This is a genomic window from Actomonas spartinae (assembly GCF_051209155.1).
GTDB lineage: Bacteria > Verrucomicrobiota > Verrucomicrobiia > Opitutales > Opitutaceae > Actomonas.
The window spans coordinates 390,575-413,294 of record NZ_JBPJGB010000001.1 but is presented as its reverse complement, the minus strand read 5'-3'; the positions used below and the strand labels follow the sequence as shown (position 1 = coordinate 413,294).

18 protein-coding genes and 1 tRNA gene are annotated in these 22,720 nt (G+C 62.9%); 13 read left to right on the top strand and 6 right to left on the bottom strand.

Features of this window, described 5'->3' with window-relative positions:
- Nucleotides 1-37 precede the first annotated feature (37 nt).
- The 6 genes from AC0MRV_RS01685 (at nt 38) to AC0MRV_RS01660 (ending at nt 8,869) form a co-directional block, all read left to right on the top strand.
- A complete protein-coding gene (locus AC0MRV_RS01685) occupies nt 38-2,002 on the top strand; it encodes a hypothetical protein (protein WP_472762687.1) in 1,965 nt (654 codons plus the stop codon).
- Nucleotides 2,003-2,105: 103 nt separating this feature from the next.
- On the top strand, nt 2,106-3,302 hold the full coding sequence (locus AC0MRV_RS01680) for a DUF2314 domain-containing protein (RefSeq protein ID WP_472762686.1): 1,197 nt from the start codon (nt 2,106-2,108) through the stop codon (nt 3,300-3,302).
- 15 nt (nt 3,303-3,317) lie between these two features.
- Nucleotides 3,318-4,577, top strand: coding sequence for a phospholipase D-like domain-containing protein (locus AC0MRV_RS01675; RefSeq protein ID WP_472762685.1), 1,260 nt, complete (start codon nt 3,318-3,320; stop codon nt 4,575-4,577).
- 36 nt (nt 4,578-4,613) lie between these two features.
- A complete protein-coding gene (locus tag AC0MRV_RS01670; RefSeq protein WP_472762684.1) occupies nt 4,614-5,024 on the top strand; it encodes a hypothetical protein in 411 nt (136 codons plus the stop codon).
- Between the two features lie 15 nt (nt 5,025-5,039).
- Entirely contained in the window at nt 5,040-8,189 is a 3,150-nt protein-coding gene (locus tag AC0MRV_RS01665) for a type I restriction endonuclease subunit R (protein WP_472762683.1), read from the top strand.
- A gap of 50 nt (nt 8,190-8,239) precedes the next feature.
- Nucleotides 8,240-8,869, top strand: a complete 630-nt coding sequence (locus AC0MRV_RS01660; RefSeq protein ID WP_472762682.1) for a hypothetical protein — start codon at nt 8,240-8,242, stop codon at nt 8,867-8,869.
- A gap of 8 nt (nt 8,870-8,877) precedes the next feature.
- Here the strand turns inward: AC0MRV_RS01660 and AC0MRV_RS01655 are convergent, their stop codons facing one another.
- Both AC0MRV_RS01655 and AC0MRV_RS01650 read right to left on the bottom strand, forming a co-directional pair.
- On the bottom strand, nt 8,878-9,303 hold the full coding sequence (locus tag AC0MRV_RS01655) for a helix-turn-helix domain-containing protein (protein WP_472762681.1): 426 nt from the start codon (nt 9,301-9,303) through the stop codon (nt 8,878-8,880).
- A gap of 194 nt (nt 9,304-9,497) precedes the next feature.
- Nucleotides 9,498-9,575 (bottom strand) — tRNA-Val (locus AC0MRV_RS01650).
- 372 nt (nt 9,576-9,947) lie between these two features.
- Between AC0MRV_RS01650 and AC0MRV_RS01645 the strand changes: the two genes are divergently transcribed.
- Nucleotides 9,948-11,444, top strand: coding sequence for a methyl-accepting chemotaxis protein (locus AC0MRV_RS01645; RefSeq protein WP_472762680.1), 1,497 nt, complete (start codon nt 9,948-9,950; stop codon nt 11,442-11,444).
- A gap of 256 nt (nt 11,445-11,700) precedes the next feature.
- Here the strand turns inward: AC0MRV_RS01645 and AC0MRV_RS01640 are convergent, their stop codons facing one another.
- A complete protein-coding gene (locus tag AC0MRV_RS01640) occupies nt 11,701-13,008 on the bottom strand; it encodes a thymidine phosphorylase (RefSeq protein ID WP_472762679.1) in 1,308 nt (435 codons plus the stop codon).
- A 318-nt stretch (nt 13,009-13,326) separates the two neighbouring features.
- Between AC0MRV_RS01640 and AC0MRV_RS01635 the strand changes: the two genes are divergently transcribed.
- The 5 genes from AC0MRV_RS01635 (at nt 13,327) to glgA (ending at nt 19,406) form a co-directional block, all read left to right on the top strand.
- The gene (locus AC0MRV_RS01635) at nt 13,327-15,717 is read left to right on the top strand and encodes a Tex family protein (RefSeq protein ID WP_472762678.1); all 2,391 of its coding nucleotides are present in this window, start codon (nt 13,327-13,329) and stop codon (nt 15,715-15,717) included.
- A gap of 209 nt (nt 15,718-15,926) precedes the next feature.
- Complete coding sequence (gene hpf / locus AC0MRV_RS01630) at nt 15,927-16,313, top strand: ribosome hibernation-promoting factor, HPF/YfiA family (RefSeq protein ID WP_472762677.1); 387 nt, start codon at nt 15,927-15,929, stop codon at nt 16,311-16,313.
- A 151-nt stretch (nt 16,314-16,464) separates the two neighbouring features.
- Nucleotides 16,465-16,860 carry an HPF/RaiA family ribosome-associated protein gene (locus AC0MRV_RS01625; RefSeq protein ID WP_472762676.1) on the top strand — a complete coding sequence of 132 codons (396 nt, stop codon included), beginning with the start codon at nt 16,465-16,467 and terminating at the stop codon, nt 16,858-16,860.
- Nucleotides 16,861-17,009: 149 nt separating this feature from the next.
- A complete protein-coding gene (locus AC0MRV_RS01620) occupies nt 17,010-17,720 on the top strand; it encodes an HAD family hydrolase (protein WP_472762675.1) in 711 nt (236 codons plus the stop codon).
- Nucleotides 17,721-17,924: 204 nt separating this feature from the next.
- Nucleotides 17,925-19,406: a glycogen synthase GlgA gene (gene glgA, locus AC0MRV_RS01615; RefSeq protein WP_472762674.1), complete on the top strand. Its 1,482-nt coding sequence runs from the start codon at nt 17,925-17,927 to the stop codon at nt 19,404-19,406.
- A 176-nt stretch (nt 19,407-19,582) separates the two neighbouring features.
- On the opposite strand, the gene AC0MRV_RS01610 is transcribed toward glgA, so the two are convergent.
- Nucleotides 19,583-20,335: a TerC family protein gene (locus AC0MRV_RS01610; protein WP_472762673.1), complete on the bottom strand. Its 753-nt coding sequence runs from the start codon at nt 20,333-20,335 to the stop codon at nt 19,583-19,585.
- A gap of 187 nt (nt 20,336-20,522) precedes the next feature.
- The gene (locus AC0MRV_RS01605) at nt 20,523-21,467 is read right to left on the bottom strand and encodes an AEC family transporter (RefSeq protein WP_472762672.1); all 945 of its coding nucleotides are present in this window, start codon (nt 21,465-21,467) and stop codon (nt 20,523-20,525) included.
- A gap of 125 nt (nt 21,468-21,592) precedes the next feature.
- Between AC0MRV_RS01605 and AC0MRV_RS01600 the strand changes: the two genes are divergently transcribed.
- Nucleotides 21,593-22,330, top strand: coding sequence for a hypothetical protein (locus AC0MRV_RS01600; protein ID WP_472762671.1), 738 nt, complete (start codon nt 21,593-21,595; stop codon nt 22,328-22,330).
- A gap of 26 nt (nt 22,331-22,356) precedes the next feature.
- Here the strand turns inward: AC0MRV_RS01600 and AC0MRV_RS01595 are convergent, their stop codons facing one another.
- Nucleotides 22,357-22,608, bottom strand: a complete 252-nt coding sequence (locus AC0MRV_RS01595; protein ID WP_472762670.1) for a hypothetical protein — start codon at nt 22,606-22,608, stop codon at nt 22,357-22,359.
- Between the last annotated feature and the right edge of the window lie 112 nt (nt 22,609-22,720).

Below are 22,720 nucleotides of genomic sequence, written 5' to 3'. Positions count from 1 at the left end.
ACGCTAGTGCAGCCAACGCCGGTCGCGTGTTTATAAAATGAAATGGCTCAAGAAACTGCTCGGGGTGGGGTCGGTGGCGTCGGTGGCTGCGGCGCAGCCGGTGGCGACGCCTTCGACTGTCGCGGCTCCGCCCGCTGCGGTCAGCGACCCGGCCAAGGATCCGAACATGATTCGGGTGCATGATGCCTACGGGCGGGAGATGTTCATCACCAAGCAGGAGTGGCGGGACAGTGTGCTGCTGGGCCACATCCAGAAGGTCTGGAACGATCCTGACGAACTGGCCGCCGTCATCACTCAGTCGCTCCAAGACGGGTTCGGGGCCGACATGGTGAAGCCAGCCGAGCAGCTGGCCAAAATCGATCCCAACGCCGAGCGCGGTGCCGTCCTGCTCGCGGTCACCTACCTCGACCAGAAGCGGCCCACCGACGCCGCCAAGGTCATTCAGTCCTTTATCAAGACACACGGTCCCTCTGGTGTTGCGCTCACCAATCTCGCCAAGGCCCAGTCGGCCCTTGGGGCCGAGGAAACCTCGCTCAAAACCCTCTGGAGCGCGCTCGAAATTGATCCCAATCAGGACAATGGCCTGCAATGGTATGCGCTCCGCTGCCGCGACCGCGACGGGGAAGCCGCCTACTTCGACGCCTATCGCCGTGTCGCCGCCGTGCCCGGGGCCTGGCGTCCCCAAATGTGGCTGGCCCGGGATGCTCTCGACCGCCGCGCCCTCGACGAGGCACTGACCCTCTACCACGAAGCCCTGGAACGCGCCCCACGTCCTGTGCCCACCGACTTGCTCATGCAGCTCTCCGGTGACCTGGGCAATCACGCCCACCTGCCCGAGCTGCTGGAGCTCACCACGCCGCACTTCGATGTCACCGTCCACGGCATCACCGTCGGCAACAACCTCATCAAGGCCCGACTCGATCTCGGCCAGATCGACGCCGCCCAAGCTCTGGTGGAGTCGCTCTACACCCAGCAGCGCCCGGACTGGAAACCGACCCTCACGTTCTGGGACAACGAAATCGCCCAAGCTCGTATCACCGCCGCCGATACCCACGCCGCCTCCTCGTCCCCGACGGGTGAACCCAAGGTGTCGATCTCGATCCGCTCGTCCGATGGCCCGGTCTGGCTGGCCCAGGGCTCGCCCGCCGCCGAGCTGTATGGTTCCGCCACCCCGCCGGACGAAAACCTGCCTCGCATCGCCTTCATCGGCAGCAGCGCAACTCAGCCCCAAACCGGTGAGCGGGCCAAACTCCAGCTCGCCGACAACATGGGCCGGGTCGCCCGCGGCCTGCCCCTCTACCTCGCCGAACGCACCCAGTTCGGCGCCCGTGCCACCGTCACGAGTCTCGTGCCATGGCTGGAAGGCGACACCCCGAGCTTCGTGCTCTCCGGTGGCCCCTGGAGCGCCGAAACCGCCGCCGAACAAGCCCGTCGCGGCGACCATCCCGCCGACTACGTGGTCATCCAACACCTCGACGCTTCCCAGCCGCAATGGCGGGTGCAACTCGACCTCGTGCGCACCATCGACGCCCGTGAACTCGCCACGCTCTCCGCTGAGTTTCCGATACACGACCCCGGCGCGGCCCTCAACCGCCTCGCCACCGACCTTTTGTCCGCATTGGCCACCCACGCCGAGGTAACGCCAGCCGAGCCCCCGGCCGTCTACCAACCGGCGACAGACGCCAATCTGGCCACTTACATCGTTCGCCTGGAGCAACTGCTCTCGATCCGCGCCGCACAAACGCTGCCTCGGAAACACCGCTTCCTCCACGGCGAACGCGACATCATCGACGGCATGGTCCAATATTGCCTCGCCGCCCCGACCGACGTCACCGCCCGTCTCCTCCTGATCGAAGCCCTCCGCCGCCTGAAGGAGGTGCACCCCGAAGTCGTGACCCAAGCCCACCCGACCATCGAGCACCTGCAAAAGGATAAACCCCTCACCGGCGAAGCCGCCGCCGTCATCACCGGCATGCTGGCGGAGATCTATCCCCAAAACTGATTCGGAAAAAGTCATGAGCATCCGCAGTCGCCTCCTCACTCTCCTCGGTATTGCGGGTGTTTCGGCTTCAAACCCATCGAAAGCTCAGACTGAACCTGAGCCGGTGCATTTCGAATTCGCGCTCTATTTCGCGCCGGCACCCAAGGAGGACCCTGAAGCGATTCTGACGCGCCTGCTGGCGGACGAATTCCAGCACGTCAGTGCATTTCTCTTCGTTACCCACGAGTGGTATGACCTCGCCGACTACGCGCCGCCAACCCCGCAAGCGTTCCGCTACACGGCGGTTGAACTGGACGTGAGCCAAGGGGCCGCGATCGCGGAGTCAGAACGCGTCTTCGTGCTCGGCTTCGCCGCCCACCCAGCCGACCTGCTTCGCGCCCACCGTGAAGCCAATACACTCACCCTGACGCTGGCCGAAGCCTCCGAGGGCCTGCCCTGGGACGAAGAGTGCCGGCTGCTGTATTCGCGGGAGGCATGGCAGCGGAAACGAGTCGAGAACTGGCAAGGCGACGTGCCCGACGTGCGCGGCCACGTGAACATGCACGCCTACCGGAACCCGGACCTCGTGCGAATCATCACCCTCGGCATGCGGAAGTTCGGCCTGCCGGATCTTGTCGTGGAGGCCACCCCCTCCGGCAAAACCCAAGTGGCCGGCAACGTAGTCAACGCCTGTGCCCAACGCATGCTCGAAGGCCAGCCCTTCGATGGAGAGCGGTTCAAGTTGGTCCTGGCCGACATCCGTCACGACGCCATGCGAGCCAACGCCCTCGAAAACCCCTTGGAGGGCGCCACGGGGAAGGTGGCGATGCAACTCGCCGAGTGTGCGCGCGACGAAGGCGATCCGGAGAACCGACTGCTCGCGATCAGCTTTCCCGAAGCCAAAGGCCGGGATGACCTCGAACGCCAGGCGACGGCCCTGGCCGCGCTCTATGGCGCAAAGGAAGTCATCGTCAATCGTTGGGCCAGCGACCAAGCGCTCAAGGCCGCGAGCAATAAGGCGCGCGCCGATTTCTTCGCCCAGGTCGACACGTTCAGAAAAGGTTTTCACCCCAACGAACGGTTAACTGTCAAAGTCCCCTTCACCTTCGATGGCCAAACCGAATACATGTGGGTCGAGGTCGTGGGTTGGGGCGAAGAAACCATGGACGGTATCCTGATGAACGATTCCAGCTTCGAAGAAAGCTTCCGCGTCGGCCGGAAACTCACCGTCAAGTTCGAGGACGTCTACGACTACATCCACACCAAGTCCGACGGCACCGAGTCCGGCAACGAAACCGGCAAGGTGCTAGGTTATAACTGAAGCATGGTTCCCGAAATGACTCGCATCCTTCTCAACGACGAACGCAGGAACCACGGCCAAGTTCTAAAGAACTGGTTTTCGGGTAGCACAGATGCGTTCGTGGCCGTCGCATTTCTCAAGCAAACGGGCTGGCGAATCATCGAAGAAGAGGTGCGAAAATTCCTGGAAAGAGGCGGGGCAATCCGACTGCTCGTCGGAACCGACTTTCACCTGACGGACCCTGCGGCACTGCGACGACTTCACGCGTTATCCCAACAGCATCCGAAGCTGGAATGGCGCATGGTCGAGGCATCCGCCGGTTCGACCTACCACCCCAAATACTATCGCTGCCGCGCCGACAGCGCCGTGTGGGTCATGACCGGTTCGGCCAACCTCACCGCCGGCGGCTTGAGCCAAAATATCGAGACCTCCGTGATGCTCGAAGACTCGGTCGAAAGTCGGTTCTTTCAAGAATGCGAAAAGACCGAGGCCGCGCTTTGGAACCACCCTCGGAGCCTGGCTCCCAACGAAGAAATGATTGGTCGTTACGCCGCGCAGCATTCGCGGACCAAGCGCCTCGCCAAGAAAGCCGAAGAACTCGTTGAGACGGAAACGGAACTGGCGGCAAAACTCGAAAGTGAACTGCTAACGAGTAAACTGGAAGCATACCTCGCTGATTCCAATCAACAGGCCGACTTGGTTAGTCGCAGGGCGAACTACCTCGAAGCGAATCGCCTAGTTAAGGAACTACTCGATAGATCGCATTCAATATCGGAAGAGGATTTCAGAGCCGCGTTCGACAATCTAGTCGGTAGCCAAGGCGGGCAGAAACTATGGCATTCCAACGGCCTCTACCGACAACGAACCCAAGTGATGGAGCAATGGCCAGAGGTGCTGAAAATGTTCTGCGCGATCGGAGAAGTATTCGAGCAAAGCCCGGCTGCGGTCTACGCAGTCGGACTGCATTGGATTGAACGAATTCGCGGAGTCGGCCCCAACATCCTCACCGAGTTTTGCCACACGCTTTCTCCCCGACGCCTATCGCCACTGAACAACAACCCCGTGGATAGCCTGCGTTGGCTGGGTATTGAGGATTTCCCTAAGCCGGACGCATTCAAGCCAGAGGACTACGCCCGATTCTGTAGTTGCATGGATCGGCTAAGAATGCGTGCCGGATTCAGTGATCTCGGTGAGGCAGACCACTTCTTGAACTACATTTACTGGGAACACGCAAAAGCGGATCAAAACCGTGCGGAAGAAGGCGAGAGCCCTGAAGATGAACGGATGAACCCCTAGTGCGCCCGACACACTGACCTACGAATCAATCAAACTATGAGCACTTGGCTATATCAACTGAACGCCCAAGACTGGTCCCCTGAAACCTTCCGCTACGAAATCTGGGAAGGGAAACCGTGGCATTGGGGCTACGGTCGCAAGCAGGACAAGTCCCTGCCTGAAACCGGTGACACGGTCGTGTTCTTTTACGCACCAACCAAATGCGCCGACCCCGGCTTCTACGGCTGGGCCGTGCTGGAACGGCACAACGTCGATAGCCAGTCACTTTACTTTCTCCCTGCAGCCCCCACCAACCACCTCAAAATGGATCCATGGTGGGACGAGAAGGCCGAAACACTCGCGAAGTCCATTCGGGGCAGGATGAACCAGGCCACCCTCTTCCGCATTAAGGACCCGGAGCTCAAAACCCTCCGAGCTTCCCTTCGGAAGCACCTCGCCGGGCGATAGCAAAGCGACTCCGCCATGATCACCGAAGACCAACTCGAACAACAGTGCCTCGGCTGGTTCCGCGAAGGCGGCTGGGAAACGGTCTTCGGTCCTGACATCGCTCATGATGGGTCTTCGCCGGAACGTGCGAGCTACCGGGAGGTCGTGTTGGTGCAGCGGCTACAACGTGCGCTGGAGAGACTGAATCCGCAGGTGCCGGCCGCGGTGATCGAAGAATCGGTGCAACGACTCCTCAAACTCGATCATCCGGTCGCAGAGCAGCGCAACCGAGACTTCCACAAGCTGATGCTCGCCGGACTGCGCGTGGAGTGGCGCGAAGGGGATTCTGTGAAACACCACGATCTGCGTCTCATCGACTTCGGCACGGTCGAGACCAACGAGTTCCTGGTGGTGAACCAGTTCGCCATCCGCGGTCCGCAGAAAACGCGTCGGCCAGATATCGTGGTGTTCATCAACGGACTGCCCTTGGCCATTCTGGAACTCAAGAATCCGGCCGACGAACACGCCGACATTTGGAAGGCCTACCAACAGCTCCAGACCTACAAGGACGAAATCCCGGATATCTTTAACTTCAACGAAGCGTTGGTGATCAGCGATGGGTTTACCGCCCGCATCGGCTCGCTCACTGCCGACCAGGAGCGCTTCATGCCGTGGCGCACGCTAAAGAATGAGGACGACAAGCCTGCGCTTGAATTCGAGATCGAGAAAGTCGTGCGCGGCTTCTTCGACCGAGAACTTTTCCTCGATTACCTGAAGCACTTCGTGCTGTTCGAGCAGGACGGCGACCGCATCGTCAAAAAGATCGCCGGCTACCACCAGTTTCACGCGGTGCGCGAAGCCGTGCGGGTGACGGTGATTGCCGCCGCGGAGACGGTCAGCGACCGGGCAGAAGAACCGCGCGCGCCCTACGGCCAACAAGTCGAACCCGGTTCACGCAAGGCGGGTGTCGTCTGGCACACGCAGGGATCGGGCAAAAGCATCTCGATGGTCTGCTATGCCGGGAAACTCATTCAGCAGCCGGAAATGCGAAACCCGACCTTGGTCGTTGTCACGGACCGCAATGACTTGGACGGTCAGCTCTACGAAACGTTCTGCGCCGCCGATGAGCTGCTCCGCCAAACTCCGGAGCAGGCCGAAAGCCGTGAGGAGCTGCGCGACAAACTCATGTCGCGCCAGGCCGGCGGCATTATCTTCACGACGGTCCAAAAGTTCTCGTTGGTCGAGGGCGAGGCGAAACACCCACCACTCTGCGAGCGCTCCAACGTCGTGGTCATCTCCGACGAAGCGCACCGCAGCCAATACGGCCTCAAGGCGAAGCTGAACACCAAGACCGGTCTCTACTCCTACGGCTTCGCCAAGCACATGCGCGACGCGCTCCCGATGGCGTCGTTCATCGGTTTCACCGGCACCCCAATCGCGAATGAAGATCGCGACACCCGATCAGTGTTTGGCGACTACATCAGCATTTACGACATCCAGGACGCGGTCGACGACGGCGCGACTGTGGAGATCTTCTACGAAAGCCGTCTGGCCAAGCTCGATGTGAACCGGGCAGAAATCGAAAAGCTCAGCGCCGAGGTGGACGAGGTCGTCGAAGACGAGGAAGAAACCCAGCGCGAGCGCACCAAGGGCATGTGGGCGACATTGGAGAAGCTCGTCGGCGCGAAGGATCGTATCGACGAAATCGCAGCGGACCTAGTTTCGCACTTCGAAGCCCGCATTGCGGTGGTGGAAGGCAAGGCCATGATCGTCGGCATGAGTCGCGAGATCTGCGCCCGGCTTTACGAAGCGATCGTTGCCTTGAAACCGGAATGGCATGACCCGGACATCGAAAAGGGAGCCATCAAGGTGGTGATGACCGGCAGCGCCTCTGACATCCCGCTGCTCCAACCGCACGTGACAACCAAGCGGCAAAAGAAGCGGCTGGAGAAGCGGTTCAAAAATCCGGGCGATCCTCTGCGCTTGGTCATCGTGCGCGACATGTGGCTGACGGGCTTCGACGCCCCGTGCTGCCACACCATGTATGTCGATAAGCCGATGAAGGGGCACAACCTCATGCAGGCCATCGCCCGCGTGAACCGCGTTTTCAAAGACAAGCCGGGCGGCCTGGTGGTGGACTACATCGGCATCGCCAACGACCTGAAAGCGGCGCTCAAGACCTACACCGACGCGAACGGTCGCGGTCAACCGAACCGCAAAGCCGAGGAGTTCCTCGTCGTCCTCAACGAAAAGCTGGACGCTTGCCGCGGCCTCTTCCGCGAGGGCGGTGGTTTCGACTACTCCAAGTATGAGAAGCAGGCGGCCGCGCTGCTCGTGCCGGCGGCAAATCACATCCTCGGTTTGAAGGATGGGAAGAAACGCTTCCTTGATCTCGTAACGGCCATCACGCGCGCCTTCGCGTTGTGCGGCACCTTGGATGAAGCGGCGAAGGTCCGCACCGAGATCGCCTTCTTCAGCGCGGTGAAGGCCGCGATCGTCAAATACACGACGGTCGACCGAAAGCTGTCCGAAGCGGAGAAGCACTCCGCCCTCCGCCGCATCCTCGACAACGCGGTGATCTCGGAAGGCGTGATGGACGTGTTCGCGCTGGCCGGCATCGAGAAACCCAACATCGGTCTACTCTCTGACGCCTTCCTCGAAGAAGTGCGCAACATGCCCACCAAGAACCTCGCGGTGGAGCTGTTGGAGAAGCTGCTTCGTGACGACATCAAAGCCCACACGCGGACCAACGTGGTGCTGCAAAAGAAGTTCAGCGATCGCCTGCTGGAGTCGCTACGGCGCTACCACAACCGCGCCATCGAAACCGCCCAGGTGATCGAAGAGTTGATCGCGATGGCGCGGGACTTCCGCGACGCGATGGATCGCCACGAACAACTCGGCCTCAACAAAGACGAGATCGCCTTCTACGACGCGTTGGCGGAGAGGCCGGAAGTGTTGCAGGAGATGGGGGACCAGACCCTCAAACAGCTAGCGACTGCACTGACCGAGCAACTCCGCTCCAGCACAACGGTCGACTGGCAGGTGCGGGAAAGTGTCCGCGCCAAAATGCGCATCCTAATCAAGCGCCTGTTGAAGAAGTTTAAATACCCACCCGAGGGCCAGGAAGCCGCCGTAGCCCGCGTCCTCGAACAAGCCGAAGCCCTGGCCGAAGACTGGTCACAATGAAACCTACGATATCAAATACCCTAAAATCCCTAAGACTTGTGTTCGGCCTAATGAGCATAGTGCTAGCTGCTGACGGCTCCACGGACGTCTATAGAGATATCGACGGAGACATACATGAAGCGTTTGTTGGCCCTATAACGGACGGCAGCGAAGAGGATTCGGATACGTCCACCGTTGCCAAATTTCTCGGTTCTGGGCTGCTGGCATACTTAAGCGTCGCTGCGAAAAGCAATTCAAACCGAACCAATTACTCTCACTCCCACGTGCTCAAGCTGAGTCCAGAACTTAGGGAGGAATCCGCGGCGATTGCTGAAGCTTTTGATAAGCTTTCTCCCGCTGTATTGGAGCTGATGGACCTTCTGCTTCATGAAATAGACGAAGAATCAGAATTTTGTGATCTTAATTTTCGAGATGAACACGGATTTATCATTTGGAGTGTGAAGCTTAACAACTCCTCGATCCCCAAATCGAAGCTACCCGAGCTCTGGAATCTAATGAACGACCTGCTTTCCGAAAAGGTCGAGCACACTGCCACCCTGTGCGACAACTTCACAGTGAAACATGGAGAGTGTGTATTAAAACTCCGTGTCGCGCTTTGCGAAGAAATCGAAGGAGGGGCGAAATTAATTAGGGATCGCGTTGGTTATAGCGTTATCAAACGCAACTCGGAGAACACATAACACTACCCTCAGAATTCCTTCTCTCGCTGATTTCCCGGATTGTGAACTCGATCACGAATCTTCCTGATTGCCCTCGTTGTTAACAACTTACCTGTTCGCTTTTCAACCCACTCTTGGGCGTGAACCGTGCTCTCGAAGGTCCCGCGGCGGACCTTGGCTTCGAACTCCTGCTTCCGGGTGCCTTTCAGGGTCGGAGGGCGGCCGGTCGACTTTCCGCGTTTCAGAATACCCTCCAAACCATCCTCCCGGAACGTCCGCCAGTAGTTGAAGGCCGTTCGACGGCTGACACCATGCAACTTGGCGATTTCATCGGTCGTTTGCTCGCTCCGGAGCATGCTCTCCAAAATCCGCAGTCGCGACTTTTGCCAGGGCTCAGAGGCCCTTCGCAGGGCAGTGCGCACCACCGCCAAATCGTCGCGTGTCTGTTGGTCCATGGCCCGGTTTCGAGGACAAAACCCTTCAAAACGGCCAAGTGCAAAACATTAGTTCCGACTTCCTAAGTTCCTAATTTGGAGTGATTTCAAAATAATGACCCAATTAGTGTCCTCAGAAAAATGGCCCTATTCGTGGCCACCTGACACTTTTATGGGTCACTCACCAAGGCGGGCACCGATTTGATTCAAATCGGTGGTGGGCGCAACAGGACTCGAACCTGTGACCTCTTCCGTGTGAAGGAAGCGCTCTAACCAACTGAGACTATGCGCCCGTCTCCAGCCTCTTGCGAGGGTCGGGCAACGTGAACACCTGCTCCGCGTTAATCAAGCCCACTTTTTCAGCCCGGAAACGTTGCCGGCGAAGGCTCCGTTCCCTTCCGACCCCGGCCCGCCCGCCCGCACTCGGCAGGCCCGCCAAAAACCCTCGGAGTAGCCGCGGCCGAGACCCCGGTGTTTAGCCTCGGTCATTTTGCAATCAGCCCAGCAAAACGATTAATATCACCTGAGGGCTGCACCCCGCTTCCGATCGGAAGGAACCCACATTTTCACCCGGAATTTCTGCGCCCATTCAACCGCCTCCCGGCTCGTGACGTAAGCGCGGTCGCTGGCCACAGCCCTCAACCCTGCCTTTGTCCCTCACCGCCGTGAAAACCACGTCTGTCTCACGCCGCCTGTTCCCTCAACTCGCCCTCCTCGCTGCCGGCTTCCTGATCTGCGCCGGCGTCGTGGAGGTCGCCCTGCGCGCCAACCGCACCGACGCCACCGTGATCAACATCGCGGGCCGTCAACGCATGCTCAGCCAACGCATGAGCAAAGAGGCCCTGCAGTATGCCCACGGCGGATACACCAATCCCGCCGTCGCCGATTCCCTCGCCGCCAACCGCGCCCTGTTTGACCGCAGTCTGCACGGGCTGCGCGACGGGGACGCCGAGCTTGGCCTGCCGGCCACCACCGCACCCGCCGTCGTCGCCCAACTCGACGCCGTGCGCGAGCTCTGGACGCCGTTTGCCGCCGCCATCGACGTCCTGCGCGCCACCGACGCCACGTCGACCGACCGCGATGCCGCGTTACAAACCCTGCTGGCTGGCAACGTCGACCTGCTCAAGGCCTCCAACGCCGCCGTCGCACTTTTCGAAACCCAGGCCAACGCCAAACTCGCCCGCGTCACCACCCTGCTCTGGTCGGCCGCCGGACTCGGCTGCACCCTGTGCCTGGTCGCCGGCGTGGTGATCCAGCGCCGCGTGGTCAGCCCGTTGCGCGTGATCGCCGCGGACCTCGGCCGCGACGCCGACGAGGTGCGCCGCAACGCCGACGCCGCCACCCACAGCGCCAACGAACTCGCCGCGTGTGCGACCGAACTCAGCGCCGCCGTCGAGGCCAACACCAACGCGCTCAACGAGGTCGGCCGCGGCGCCGAAGCCTACCACCGCCGCACGCTTGAGATCACCCAGTCCGCCGAGACCACGCACCTGCGCACCGAAGCCGCGCAGGCGGATGTGCGGGATCTGGTGACCGGCATCGGCGAACTCGCCACCGCATCCGACGACATCCAGCGCATCCTCGCCACCGTCGACGAAATCGCTTTCCAGACCAACATCCTCGCCCTCAACGCCGCCATCGAGGCGGCCCGGGCCGGCGAAGCGGGCGCCGGGTTTTCGGTGGTGGCCGACGAGGTGCGCCAGCTCGCCAAACGCAGCGCCAACGCCGCGTCGGAATCCGCCGACCGCATCCATCACTCGATTGAAACCACCCGCCGTTGCGAAGCGATCGGCCAAAGGATCCGGGATGCTTTCACCACGATCGATGACCACGCGCGCGGCCTGACGGAATTGGCCCTCAACCAGGCCGAGGCCTGCACCCAGCAGGTCGAGATCCTGCGCCAGGAATCACTGCGCGCCCGCGAGAACGCCACCGCCATCCACCAGATCACCGCAGTGTCCGAAACCGGCGCCGCCGGCGCCCAGGAACTCGCGGCCAAGAGCTACAGCCTGTCCGCCCACGCCCGCATCCTGCAGATCATGGGCGGCGTGGGAGCGTCCGCGTCGGCGGCTGAGCCGGGTGAAGAATCGCCCGCCCCGGCCGCCGCCTCCTTCGTCGCGACCAATTCGCGCGGCCCCGAACATTTCCTCGAGGCCGCCTGAGCTGCGAATCCCGTAGGGCTCGATCTTGCGCCGGGCAGTGTCGCGGTAGGGACGGAACCGATCCGACGCCGCTCGACGCAAGATCGAGCCTTACGGGTAACCGCCAAAGCACCCCACCTCGTCGGGCCTCACCTCGTGTGAGGCCGCCTTGCACTGCCGGGCGAGCCGCACTCACGCTGTCCGGAGGTCGTCGTCCACCTTCCGATCCGTGGGTGGACGCGGACGTCCCCGACCGCGTGGTTTGGGCACCGCTCGTCTACCCGATCCGATCGGCGATCAACGGTGGCGCTTTCGCCGGGCCGTCGCCGATGACGATGGCGTCGCGCAACATCACCTCGGCGGCGGCCCAGGTGTCGTCGTCGTTGGCGTGGACCACGCAGAGCGGTTGGCCGTGCTCAACGGATTCGCCGATCTTCACGAGATCGGTGATGCCGACGGCGTGGTCGACGTCATCCTCGGCCCGCGCCCGGCCGGCGCCGAGTTTGAGCGCGGCAAGCGCCACGGCCATCGCGTCGACGTCCTGCACCACGCCGGCGCGGGCGGCTTGCAGGGGCACGCGTTGCGCAGCGCGCGGGAGCAGGCCGTCGGGGTCGTCACAAACCTCGGGGTTGCCGCCCTGCGCTTCAATGACGGAGCGGAACACATTCAGCGCCGCGCCGCTTTGCACGACGCCTTCGAGCATGGCCTGCGCTTCGGCGGAGTCCTTGGCGGCCTTGCCGATGAGCAGCATCTCCACGCCGAGCGCGGTGGTGACCTCCATGAGGTCGGCCGGACCCTTGCCTTTGAGGCAGGCAATGGACTCGGCGACTTCGACGGCGTTGCCCACCGCCCGACCGAGCGGTTCGTGCATGGCGGTGATCAGCGCGCGCACGTCTTTGCCCATGGCCTGACCGATCTCGACCATGGCACCGGCCAGTTCGCGGGCGCGGTCGAGGTCTTTCATGAAGGCGCCACGGCCGTATTTCACATCGAGCACCAGGCCGTCGATGCCCTCGGCGAGTTTCTTGCACATGATCGAACCGCAGATGAGCGGCACGCACTCAACCGTCGCGGTCACATCGCGCAGGGCGTAGAGTTTTTTGTCCGATGGCGCGAGGTCGGCGGTCTGGCCGATCAGCGCGCAACCGATGCGCGCGACCTGCTCGCGGTAGGCGTCGAGCGAGAGGTTCACGTTGAAGCCCGGGATCGATTCCAGCTTATCGAGCGTCCCGCCGCTGTGGCCGAGGCCGCGACCGCTGATCATCGGCACAGGCACGCCGCAGGCGACGACCATGGCGGCGAGGGGCAGGGAAACCTTGTCACCCACACCGCCGGTGGAGTGTTTGTCGACCTTGATCCCCTTGACGTGCGAAAGGTCGGCCACAACGCCGGAGTTCATCATCGCCCGGGTGTAGGCCGCGGTCTCCTCGGCGGTCATGCCGTTGAGGAAAATCGCCATCAGCATGGCGGTGAGTTGGTAGTCCGCCCACGACCCGTCGGTCGCACCGCGCACGAAGGCCGCGATCTCCTCCGGCGCCAACACCTTCCCATCCCGCTTACGAGCGATCACATGCTGTGGAAACATGCCGAACAGGATGCCTGCAGGGCGGGGTTTTTACAGAAGGAAACAAAGGAATTCGGAGGGCTGACGCACCGGGTTTTTTTACCACGGATACACACGGATGGCTTCGCCTACCGGCTACGCACTGAAACTCCGGGCAAAGTAGGCATTCACCACAGAGGTCAAAGAAACGAGAAAGGTGTTGAGAGGCGAAACGGTAGTGGAGCGCATCCGTGTTTATCCGTGTCCATCCGTGGTAAAAATAAGACCTGCCTCTCCGCCGCCATTTCGCCCTTGCGGCCTGCCGCGCAGGGCATGTTCTCGGACCCTTTTTCCCCGTTTATGTCCACCTCTGCGGCCGCCGCCAACACCCCGAACCCCGAACACGTTCTCCAACTCGCCGACGAGCTTTCCCTGCCCGTTGCCCAGATCGCGGCCACCGCGCAACTCCTCGCCGAGGGCGCCACCGTTCCGTTCATCGCCCGCTACCGCAAGGAGGTCACCGGCTCCCTCGACGAAGTCGTCATCACCACCATCCGCGACCGCCTGGAATCCCTCCGCGCCATCGACGAACGCCGCACCGCCATCCTCTCCGGCCTCAAGGAACGCGGCCTCCTCACCGCCGAGCTCGAAAAGGCACTGCTCGCCGCCACCAGCCTCACCCGGCTTGAGGACATTTACTTGCCGTTCCGCCCGAAAAAGCGCACCCGCGCCACCATTGCCAAGGAGCTCGGACTCGAACCCCTCGCCGAGCAGCTCTGGGCGCAGGACCCGTCCTTCGATCCCGCAGCCGCCGCCGCGACCTACGTGGGCAACTCGGTCACGCACGAAACCAAGACCAACACGCTCGAAACCATCGCCGACGTGCTCGCCGGCGCCCGCGACATCCTGGCCGAGCGCGTGTCCGACGACGCCAACGCCCGCGCCAAACTCCGCACCCTCTACGCCGAGCAGGCCACCGTTTCCAGCAAAGTCCTCTACGGCAAAGAAACCGAGGGCGCGAAATTTAAGGACTACTTCGACTGGTCCGAGCCCCTCGCCAAGGCCCCGTCCCACCGCGTCCTCGCCATGCGCCGCGGCGAGAAGGAGGGCTTCCTCATGATGCGCGTGCAACTCGCCGACGAGGAGATCGCCTTCGCCGAACTCTCGCGCCTCTACGTCACCGGCGATGCCTCCAACCCGGCCGCCCAACAGGTCCGTCTCGCCGTCGAGGACGCCGGCAAACGCCTGCTCTTCCCCGCCATGGAAACGGAGATGCGTCTCGATTCCAAAAAGCGTGCCGACGCCGACGCCATCAAGGTCTTCGCCGACAACCTCCGCGAGCTCCTGCTCGCCTCGCCCCTCGGCCAACGCGCCGTCATGGCCATCGACCCGGGTTTCCGCACCGGCTGCAAGACTGTGCTCCTCGACGCCCAGGGCAAACTCCTCCACCACGACGTCATCTACCCCGACCGCCACGCCGTCGAAGCCGAGGAAAAGGTCCGCGGTTTCATCGACTTCTTCAAAGTCCAGGCCATCGCCATCGGCAACGGCACCGCCGGCCGCGAAACCGAGGCCTTCATCCGCGGACTCAAACTGCCGCCGTCCATCCCCGTTGTCCTCGTCAACGAATCCGGCGCCTCCATCTACTCCGCCTCCGAGGTCGCCCGCGAGGAGTTCCCCGACCACGACATCACCGTGCGCGGCGCTGTATCCATTGGCCGGAGACTGATGGATCCGCTCGCCGAACTCGTGAAACTCGACCCCAAGTCCATCGGTGTCGGCCAATACCAGCACGACGTCGACCAGCACGCCCTCAAGCGCTCGCTCGACGACACCGTGGTCTCGTCCGTGAACGGCGTCGGCGTCGAGCTCAACACCGCCTCGAAACAACTGCTCTCCTACGTCTCCGGCCTCAACAGCAGCACCGCCGCCGCCATCGTGGCGCGCCGCGACGCCGCCGGCCCCTTCAAATCGCGCGCCGAGTTGCTCGAAGTGCCTCGGCTCGGGCCGAAGGCCTTTGAACAGGCGGCCGGCTTCCTGCGCATCCGCGACAGCGCCCACCCGCTCGACGCTTCGGCCGTGCACCCCGAGCGCTACGCCCTCGTCGAACGCATGGCGGCCGACCTCGGTGTCACCGTCGCCGACCTCATCGCCGACGGCAAAGCGCGCGCCCGCATCAAACTCGAGAACTACGTGTCGGACGACGTCGGCCTGCCGACCTTGAAGGACATCGTGGCCGAACTCGCCAAACCGGGCCGCGACCCGCGCCAGCAGTTCGAAGCCTTCTCCTTTGCCGAGGGCGTCAACAAACCGGAGGACCTCAAACAAGGCATGAAGCTGCCCGGCATCGTGACCAACGTCACCGCCTTCGGGGCCTTCGTCGACGTGGGCGTGCACCAGGACGGCCTCGTGCATGTGAGCCAACTCGCCGACACCTTTGTGAAGGACCCGTCCGAGCACGTGAAGCCCGGCCAGAAGGTCACCGTCACGGTCACCGACATCGACCTGCCCCGCAACCGCATCGCCCTGAGCATGCGCAGCAACCCCGAGCTCGGCGCCAAATCCGGCGGCGGCAACGGCGGTGGCAATCGCGACCGCGGCAACGACCGTCGCAGCCCCGGCGGCCCACGTCGCGACGGCGGCAACCGCTCCTTCGGCGGCGGTGGTGGTGGTGGCAACCGCGGCGGCGGCAGCTTTGGCACCAGCCTCGGCGGCGACTGGTTCACCGCCGCGTTGAACAAGAAGAAGTAAGGCGCCGGCCAACGCGGTCGGGGACGTCCGCGTCCACCCCGCAAGCCAAAGGTGGACGCCGACCTCCGGACGGCGTCGGTTCGCCTTTGGCCTTAAGCCGATCTCCCAAACGCCCGTAACCTACGTGTAACCCGCCCTTGCAACCCCCGCTTCACGGGCTACGGTTGCCCCTCCCGATTGCGAACCCCTCGCATGTGAACCTTTTTCCCATGATCCAAGAAATCCCCCCCGAAGTTATTGACGAGAAACTCATCATCAGCGGCATCCACCTTGACCTCACCGACGGCATCAAAGCGCACGTCCGGGAGAAGGTGACCAAACTCCTCCGCCACGAGCCGCAAATCGTCCGTATCCGCATCGACATCGAGTATCACGAAACCAAGTCCCACCACGGCCAGTTCACCGCCAAGGGACGCATCGAAATCCAAGGCCCCGACCTCATCGCCGGCGAGAGCGGCGACGACGCCTACGCCGCCATCGACAAAACCGTGAAGGAACTCGACCGCCTCATCCGCAAGCGCTCCACCGACCGCCTGAGCAAGCGCAACCATCCGAGTCCGGTCGAGCTCGACGCCAACCTGCCCAAGGTCGACTGAGCGCTTCCCGCTCCGCCCCCTTTCCTCTCCACCGGCCGCCCTCGCGCGGCCGGTTTTTTTATGCCCGCGGGCGCAGCCCTTCCGCCGGGATCGCGCCAAACATTTCATATTTGTAAGGAATCCAAGTCCGCCCTCAGGAGTCTTATAGGGCATGACCTCGACTCACGACCCGCGCACCTTCCATCGCTTCGGCGACCGGCTGACGGCGGCGGGTATCCACCTCAACCTTACCGACGCCCTGCGCCATCACATCGTGCTGAAGGCCGGCCGCCTGCTGCGCCACGCGCCGCGCATCGATGCCGTGCACCTCGAGCTCCGCCAGGCCGCGCCCGATGTTGTTGTCGTGAGCGCACGCGTTGAGTCCGCCGGTTCGGCCCTGCAGCGCCTCGCGTCGGCCGCCGATCCCTACCTCGCCGTCAACCAAGTCACCGCACGACTCGACAGGGCCCTCCGCAAACGCACCGCGACCGCAGACAGCCGCCCCCGTGCGCGCACCGCGACGCCCTGGCCGGCTCGCCCGACCACACCCCTTTCCCCGGCGCCATAGTCGCCCCGCGGCCCGCGCCGGGCCGATGATGATAAGAAGCAAAACGCCCCTGCATCGGTTCGCCGGTGCGGGGGTTTTTCGTAGGGGCCGCGCCCGGCATCTTCTTTTCGCTTCCGTCCTCGCACGCCGCTGGCAAAGGTGCTGCGCCAATGATCAAAACCATCGGGTTCGATGCCGACGACACGCTGTGGCACAACGAAACACTCTTCGTCGCCACCCACGGCAAATTGTGCGAACTCCTCTCGCACTACCACGATGCCACCAAGGTCGATGACACGCTGAACACGACGGAACGCCGCAACCTGGGGCGCTACGGCTACGGCATCAAAAGCTTCACCCTTTCGGCCATCGAAACCGCCATCGAGCTGAGCGACGGCCAGATTCCGGCGACCGAGATTCGCGAGATCATCGCCCTCGCCCACGACATGCTCGACCACCCGGTCGAGATCCTCGACGGCGTGCCGGAGACCGTCGCCACGCTCGCCGCCACCGGCCGCTACCGCATGCTCATCATCACCAAGGGCGACCTGCGCGACCAAAGCCGCAAATTCAGCCTGTCGCAGCTCGACCCGCACTTCACCGACCTCGAGGTCGTGACCGAAAAGGACCCGGCCACCTACGACCGCATCCTGCGTCGCCACGGCATCGACCGCGACGCCTTCCTCATGGTCGGTAACTCCATCAAGAGCGACATCCTGCCCGTGCTCGATCTCGGCGCGCATGCTGCTCACGTGCCCTACCCCCACACCTGGGTGCTCGACCGCGCCGACCGCGAACCGGGCGGCGACCGCTTCCACCAGCTTGCGACCATCTCGGATCTGCCCGCGCTGCTCGATCGTCTTAACAACGCAGGAGCTTAACCACAGATTACCCAGCGACCGCAGAGCCAAACCATGACCTTCATCTGCGCCTATCCGCGTGATCTGCGGTCCCTTTACCTTTGTCTGGGAACTCGAATTTAAACCGCAGATGACGCTGATAACGTAGATTTAATCCTTCTGGTTCTGTGCCCTTCTGTGATCTCTGTGGTGAAAGAAAACGCACTGCCTCTCCGCCCCCCTTCCATGCCCGCTTCCGCTGCTCTCAAAATCCTCTTCGTTTCGCCCGAAGTTGAGCCCTTCGTCAAAGTTGGCGGGCTCGCCGACATGGTCGGCTCCCTGCCCAAGGCGCTCGCCGCGATGGGGCACGATGTGCGGGTGGTTTGCCCGGCCTACGGCTCGATCAAACTGAGCGACGACTGGAAGGCCCGCGAGCAACCGCTCGGCGTCGACGTGGGCGTCGCCTCGCACTGGGCGCGCACCTGGACCTCGCACCTGCCCGGCTCCGAAGTGCCGATCTACTGCCTCGAGCACGAGCACCTCTTCGGTCGGCCCGAGGTCTACGCCGGTCCCTGGGGCGACCACCCCGACAACGACCTGCGCTTCATCTTCCTCTGTCGCGGAGCGCTCAACCTCTGCCTGCAGCTCGATTGGATTCCCGATGTCGTGCATTGCCACGATTGGACGACCGGCTTCGTGCCGCTCTTGCTCAACACCACGCTGCGCAACAGCCCGCTCGGCAAGACGGCGTCGGTGTTCACCATCCACAACCTCGAACATCAGGGCTATTGCGACCGTCGCGCGCTCGATTTTGCGCACGTGCCGGTGGCCGAGTTCCGCTCCGACAGCACCGAGTCGCACGGCAAGGTGAACATGATGAAGGCGGGCCTCTACCACGCCACCAAGATCACCACCGTGAGCCCGACTTACGCCGAGGAAATCAAGACGGGCGACGGCGGTTTCGGCCTCGATCACGTGTTGCGCTTCCGCGCCGCCGACCTGCTCGGCATCGTCAACGGCATCGACGCCGCGGCCTGGGATCCGGCGACCGACCAAGCCATTCCCAGCCGCTACAGCGCACAAAACTTCGGCGGCAAAAGTGTCTGCAAGGCGGCCCTGCAAAAGCAGCTCGGCCTCGAAATCGATCCGCACATCGCGCTCTACGGCGTGGTCTCGCGCTTCGCCACCCAGAAGGGCCTCGACCTGCTCGCCGAAGCGTTGCCGCACATCCTCGGCCGCATGCACGTGCAGTTCGCCATTCTCGGCAGCGGCGATGCCGGCATCGAGGCCGTCTTCCGCGACGCGGCGCAGAAGTTCCCGGGCCGCGTGGGTGTGCACGTGGGCTTCAACGCCAAGCTCGCCCGTCTCATTCAAGCCGGCAGCGACTTTTTTGTCATGCCCAGCCGCAGCGAACCCTGCGGCCTCACCCAACTTTACGCCATGCGCTACGGCACCCCGCCGATCGTGCGCGCAACCGGCGGCCTGGTCGACACGGTGGACCAGTTCGACGAAACCACCGGTGCCGGCACGGGCTTCAAGTTCAACGACGCCACCGCGCCCGCGCTCTACAACACCATCGGCTGGGCCAATGCGACCTACTACGATCGCCCGGACCAATACCGCCAGCTCCGCCGCCAGGGCATGGCCCGCGACTTCAGTTGGACGGCCAACGCCCGCCGCTACGTCGACGCCTACGAATGGGCCATAAAAGCCCGCCGCGGCGCGTGAGGGACCGGTCTGTTTTCACAGGAGGGAACGGAGGGCAACAGAGCCACTCAACTGGAGCAGTCTTTCAGAAGGCAACAAAGGGAACGAAGCAGGCCCCTTTGTTCTCTTCGTTACCTTCTGTGAAAAAAAGCAGGCTGACGGCTCCGTTGCCCTCCGTTCCCTCCCGTAAAATCAGCTCAGCGATATGGCTGGTTGAGCTCGACCGGTTGGGCGGCGGTCTTCTTGGCCCGCAGGCGCAGGTTCAACATCTCGACGCCAAACGAGAAGGCCATGGCGAAGTAGATGTAGCCCTTCGGGATGTGGTGACCGAGCGACTCACCCACCAACATCACGCCGATGAGGATGAGGAAACTCAGCGCCAACATTTTGAGTGTCGGGTGACGATTCACGAAGTCGCTGATCGACTTCGCCGCCAGCAGCATGATGCCCACCGCGATGACCACCGCCACGATCATCACCCACAGGTGCTCCGCCATGCCCACCGCCGTGATGACCGAGTCGAGGGAGAACACGATGTCGAGGAGCAGGATCTGTATGACCACGCTCTGGAAGGTCACCTTGCCCAGCGAAGCCGTGGCGTGGCCATCCTCGCCTTCCAGTTTTTCGTGAATCTCAAAGACGCTCTTCCCGATCAGGAAGAGGCCACCGACGAGCAGGATGATGTCCTTGCCCGAGATCGGATGATGCAGAATCGGCAGCTCAAAGAGCGGCTTGGTGAGACCCAGCAGCCAGGAGATGCTCATGAGCAGCAGAATGCGCGTCACCATCGCCAGCATGAGTCCGACCTTGCGCGCCTTGTCTTGCTGCGCCTCGGGCAACTTTCCCGCGAGGATCGAAATGAAGATGATGTTGTCGATCCCCAGCACCACCTCGAGCGCAGTCAGGGTGAGCAGCGAAATCCAAATCTGCGGGTCAGCAATCCACTCCATGGCGCGAGGATCAAGTGGCATACTCCAATCCGGCGCCACACCTTCTTTCTCTTTCTTCTTTATCTTTCTCTTTATCTGACGGCGCGGAGCGCCGCCGATTGGAGCTGTCTCGGCGGCCGCGTTCCGGCCTGGGGGGATAAAGATAAAGATAAAGAGGAAAGAGAAAGAGTTGTGCCGGCAGGGGCCGTCACAGCACCCACGCCATCCCGAACTGCAACCAGAGCGGGATTGCCAGCAGGCCGACCGCGGTCGTGCCGAGCACCACCTGCACCGCGGTCAGCGGCTGGCCGCCGTAGTGCTTCGCGATCAGAATCGGCACGATGCCCGCCGGCATCGAGGCCTCGACCAGCATCACGTGCTTCAGCTCGGGGCTGATCGGCAGGACCTTGGCGAGCACCATGAAGACCGCCGGAAAGAGCAGTAGCCGCAGCCCGCAGGCCATCGGCGTCACGCGCGCAGAGAAGAGCTGAGCGGGTTTGCTCAGATACTCCGTGAGCGTGGCGCCGATCGCGATGAGGCCCATCGGAATCGCGCACACGCCGGCCGAAGTGATCACGGTCTTCGCCATCTGGGGCATCACGGCATCGAGCCCCACGACGTTGCCGAGCGAGGCGAGCAACAGGGCGATCACCGGACCGCTGATGAGCTTACGCCAGGCTTCGCGTAGGGGAACGCCGGATACGACAATCACGCCGACCGTCCAGACGGCGACTTCGCAGCCGACGTTGTGCACCAACAGGACGCCGATGCTCTCCGGGCCGAAGAGTTCGCGCATGAGCGGAATCGGGATGTAGCCGTAGTTGTAGATGCCCGAAGCAAAGGCGAAGGTGCGCAGGCCGTGCCCTTTGCTGAATCCAAGCGCGCGACCGATGGCGAGTGCGGCGAAGATGCCGAAGACCATCGTGCCGAAACCGACGAAGGGCGGCCAAAAGACGTTGCGCGGATCGGCCAGCGCGGGATTGCCCAGCACCGCGTCGAAGATGAGCGCCGGGTAGAGCACATTGACGACGAGTTTCATCAGGCTCGTGTCCGCCGCCGGCGTGAGCCAACCCGCGACGCGCGCACCGGAACCGATCGCGATCAACGCGAAGACGGGCACGATCAGACTCAGGAGCTCAAGATAGCTGGGCACCGCGCCAGAGCGCACCGGAAGCGCGCGAAACTCAATCGCGAAGCGCGCGCGCCGGCGCCGGGTTTGCTGAACCGTTGCCCGGATTTCGGGATGGCGGGCGAGGCGGCGATCACTTTGCTCGGCCCATGCTCAAGCTGGTCTGTCCGGGCTGTCAGCAGGCGATTCCCACCGAGGATGTGAACGTGTCGACCGACCTCGCGTTGTGTCGGCGCTGCCATGTCGCCCACCCCTTTTCGCACCTGCTGCGACGGCAAGAGATCAGCGCCAACGTCAACCTGGACCAACGACCGGCCGGCGTGTGGGAGCGCACGACACCCCGCGGGGTCGCCTTCGGTGCTTCGCACCGGTCGCTGTGGGGCGCACTCGGGGCACTCGGCATCTCCCTTTTTTGGAACGGGATCGTGTCGGTGTTCATGTTGCTCAACCTTGCCAACACCCTTCGTTTGCTCGGTATCGACCAGCCGGCGTGGTTGCCGGTGGCGCTGGTTGAAGCAGACCCCATGGGCTGGGGCATGACGATCTTCCTGTGGTTGTTTCTCACCCCGTTCCTGCTCATCGGCGCGGCGATGATTGGCGCGTTCTTCATGGCACTCGCCGGGCGCACCGAAGTGCGGATCGATCCCAACGTCGGCAGTGTATTCATCGGCGTGGGCCCGCTGGGGTGGCGGCGCAAGTTCCGCACCAGCGACGTGCGGCATGTCGGCCTGAGTGATGAACGTTGGACCGATAGCGACGGCGATCGGCAGCAGCGGCAGGAAGTCGTGCTCGAGCTCGCCGACGACAAGAAGCTCAAGTTCGGCGCCGGCCTGAAACCGGAGCGGCGCGCCTACCTCGCCGCGCTCGTGCAACGCACCCTCGGCTGAGCGTGGGCAACGGCGCGCGACCGCGCTCAGTTGGCGTCGGGCGGCGGCGCCTTCGACGTGTAGTGCGGCACGATGACGGCGAGGTGGCCGTGGATGATCTTTTGGATGGCCGAGGCCGGCAAGGTGCCCTTGTGCAGCTCGAAGATCGCCACGATGAGCGCGAGCTCGATGTCGGCCGTCTTCGGCGAAGTGGCCTTCATGGCGGCGAGGATCTCGAGCGCCTTTCGCTCGGTCGCTTTGTAATCTTCGAAACGGGGGTCGTTCGATGAGCTGCTCATGCCGCCGAGGCCGACGCGCCGGGTGCAACTCGTCAAGCGCGCAACCCTCGTCCCGGCAAAACGGAAAAACCCCGCGACTGGCAGCCGGTCATTGCAAGCGCCAGACATTGGC

What these genes read in the sequence shown, in the direction of transcription:
- AC0MRV_RS01685 (WP_472762687.1), top strand. Translation starts at nt 38, where the DNA reads ATGAAATGGCTCAAGAAACTGCTCGGGGTGGGGTCGGTGGCGTCGGTG.
- AC0MRV_RS01675 (WP_472762685.1), top strand. Translation starts at nt 3,318, where the DNA reads ATGACTCGCATCCTTCTCAACGACGAACGCAGGAACCACGGCCAAGTT.
- AC0MRV_RS01670 (WP_472762684.1), top strand. Translation starts at nt 4,614, where the DNA reads ATGAGCACTTGGCTATATCAACTGAACGCCCAAGACTGGTCCCCTGAA.
- AC0MRV_RS01665 (WP_472762683.1), top strand. Translation starts at nt 5,040, where the DNA reads ATGATCACCGAAGACCAACTCGAACAACAGTGCCTCGGCTGGTTCCGC.
- AC0MRV_RS01660 (WP_472762682.1), top strand. Translation starts at nt 8,240, where the DNA reads ATGAGCATAGTGCTAGCTGCTGACGGCTCCACGGACGTCTATAGAGAT.
- AC0MRV_RS01655 (WP_472762681.1), bottom strand. Translation starts at nt 9,303, where the DNA reads ATGGACCAACAGACACGCGACGATTTGGCGGTGGTGCGCACTGCCCTG.
- AC0MRV_RS01640 (WP_472762679.1), bottom strand. Translation starts at nt 13,008, where the DNA reads ATGTTTCCACAGCATGTGATCGCTCGTAAGCGGGATGGGAAGGTGTTG.
- AC0MRV_RS01635 (WP_472762678.1), top strand. Translation starts at nt 13,327, where the DNA reads ATGTCCACCTCTGCGGCCGCCGCCAACACCCCGAACCCCGAACACGTT.
- hpf (WP_472762677.1), top strand. Translation starts at nt 15,927, where the DNA reads ATGATCCAAGAAATCCCCCCCGAAGTTATTGACGAGAAACTCATCATC.
- AC0MRV_RS01625 (WP_472762676.1), top strand. Translation starts at nt 16,465, where the DNA reads ATGACCTCGACTCACGACCCGCGCACCTTCCATCGCTTCGGCGACCGG.
- AC0MRV_RS01620 (WP_472762675.1), top strand. Translation starts at nt 17,010, where the DNA reads ATGATCAAAACCATCGGGTTCGATGCCGACGACACGCTGTGGCACAAC.
- glgA (WP_472762674.1), top strand. Translation starts at nt 17,925, where the DNA reads ATGCCCGCTTCCGCTGCTCTCAAAATCCTCTTCGTTTCGCCCGAAGTT.
- AC0MRV_RS01610 (WP_472762673.1), bottom strand. Translation starts at nt 20,335, where the DNA reads ATGGAGTGGATTGCTGACCCGCAGATTTGGATTTCGCTGCTCACCCTG.
- AC0MRV_RS01600 (WP_472762671.1), top strand. Translation starts at nt 21,593, where the DNA reads ATGCTCAAGCTGGTCTGTCCGGGCTGTCAGCAGGCGATTCCCACCGAG.
- AC0MRV_RS01595 (WP_472762670.1), bottom strand. Translation starts at nt 22,608, where the DNA reads ATGAGCAGCTCATCGAACGACCCCCGTTTCGAAGATTACAAAGCGACC.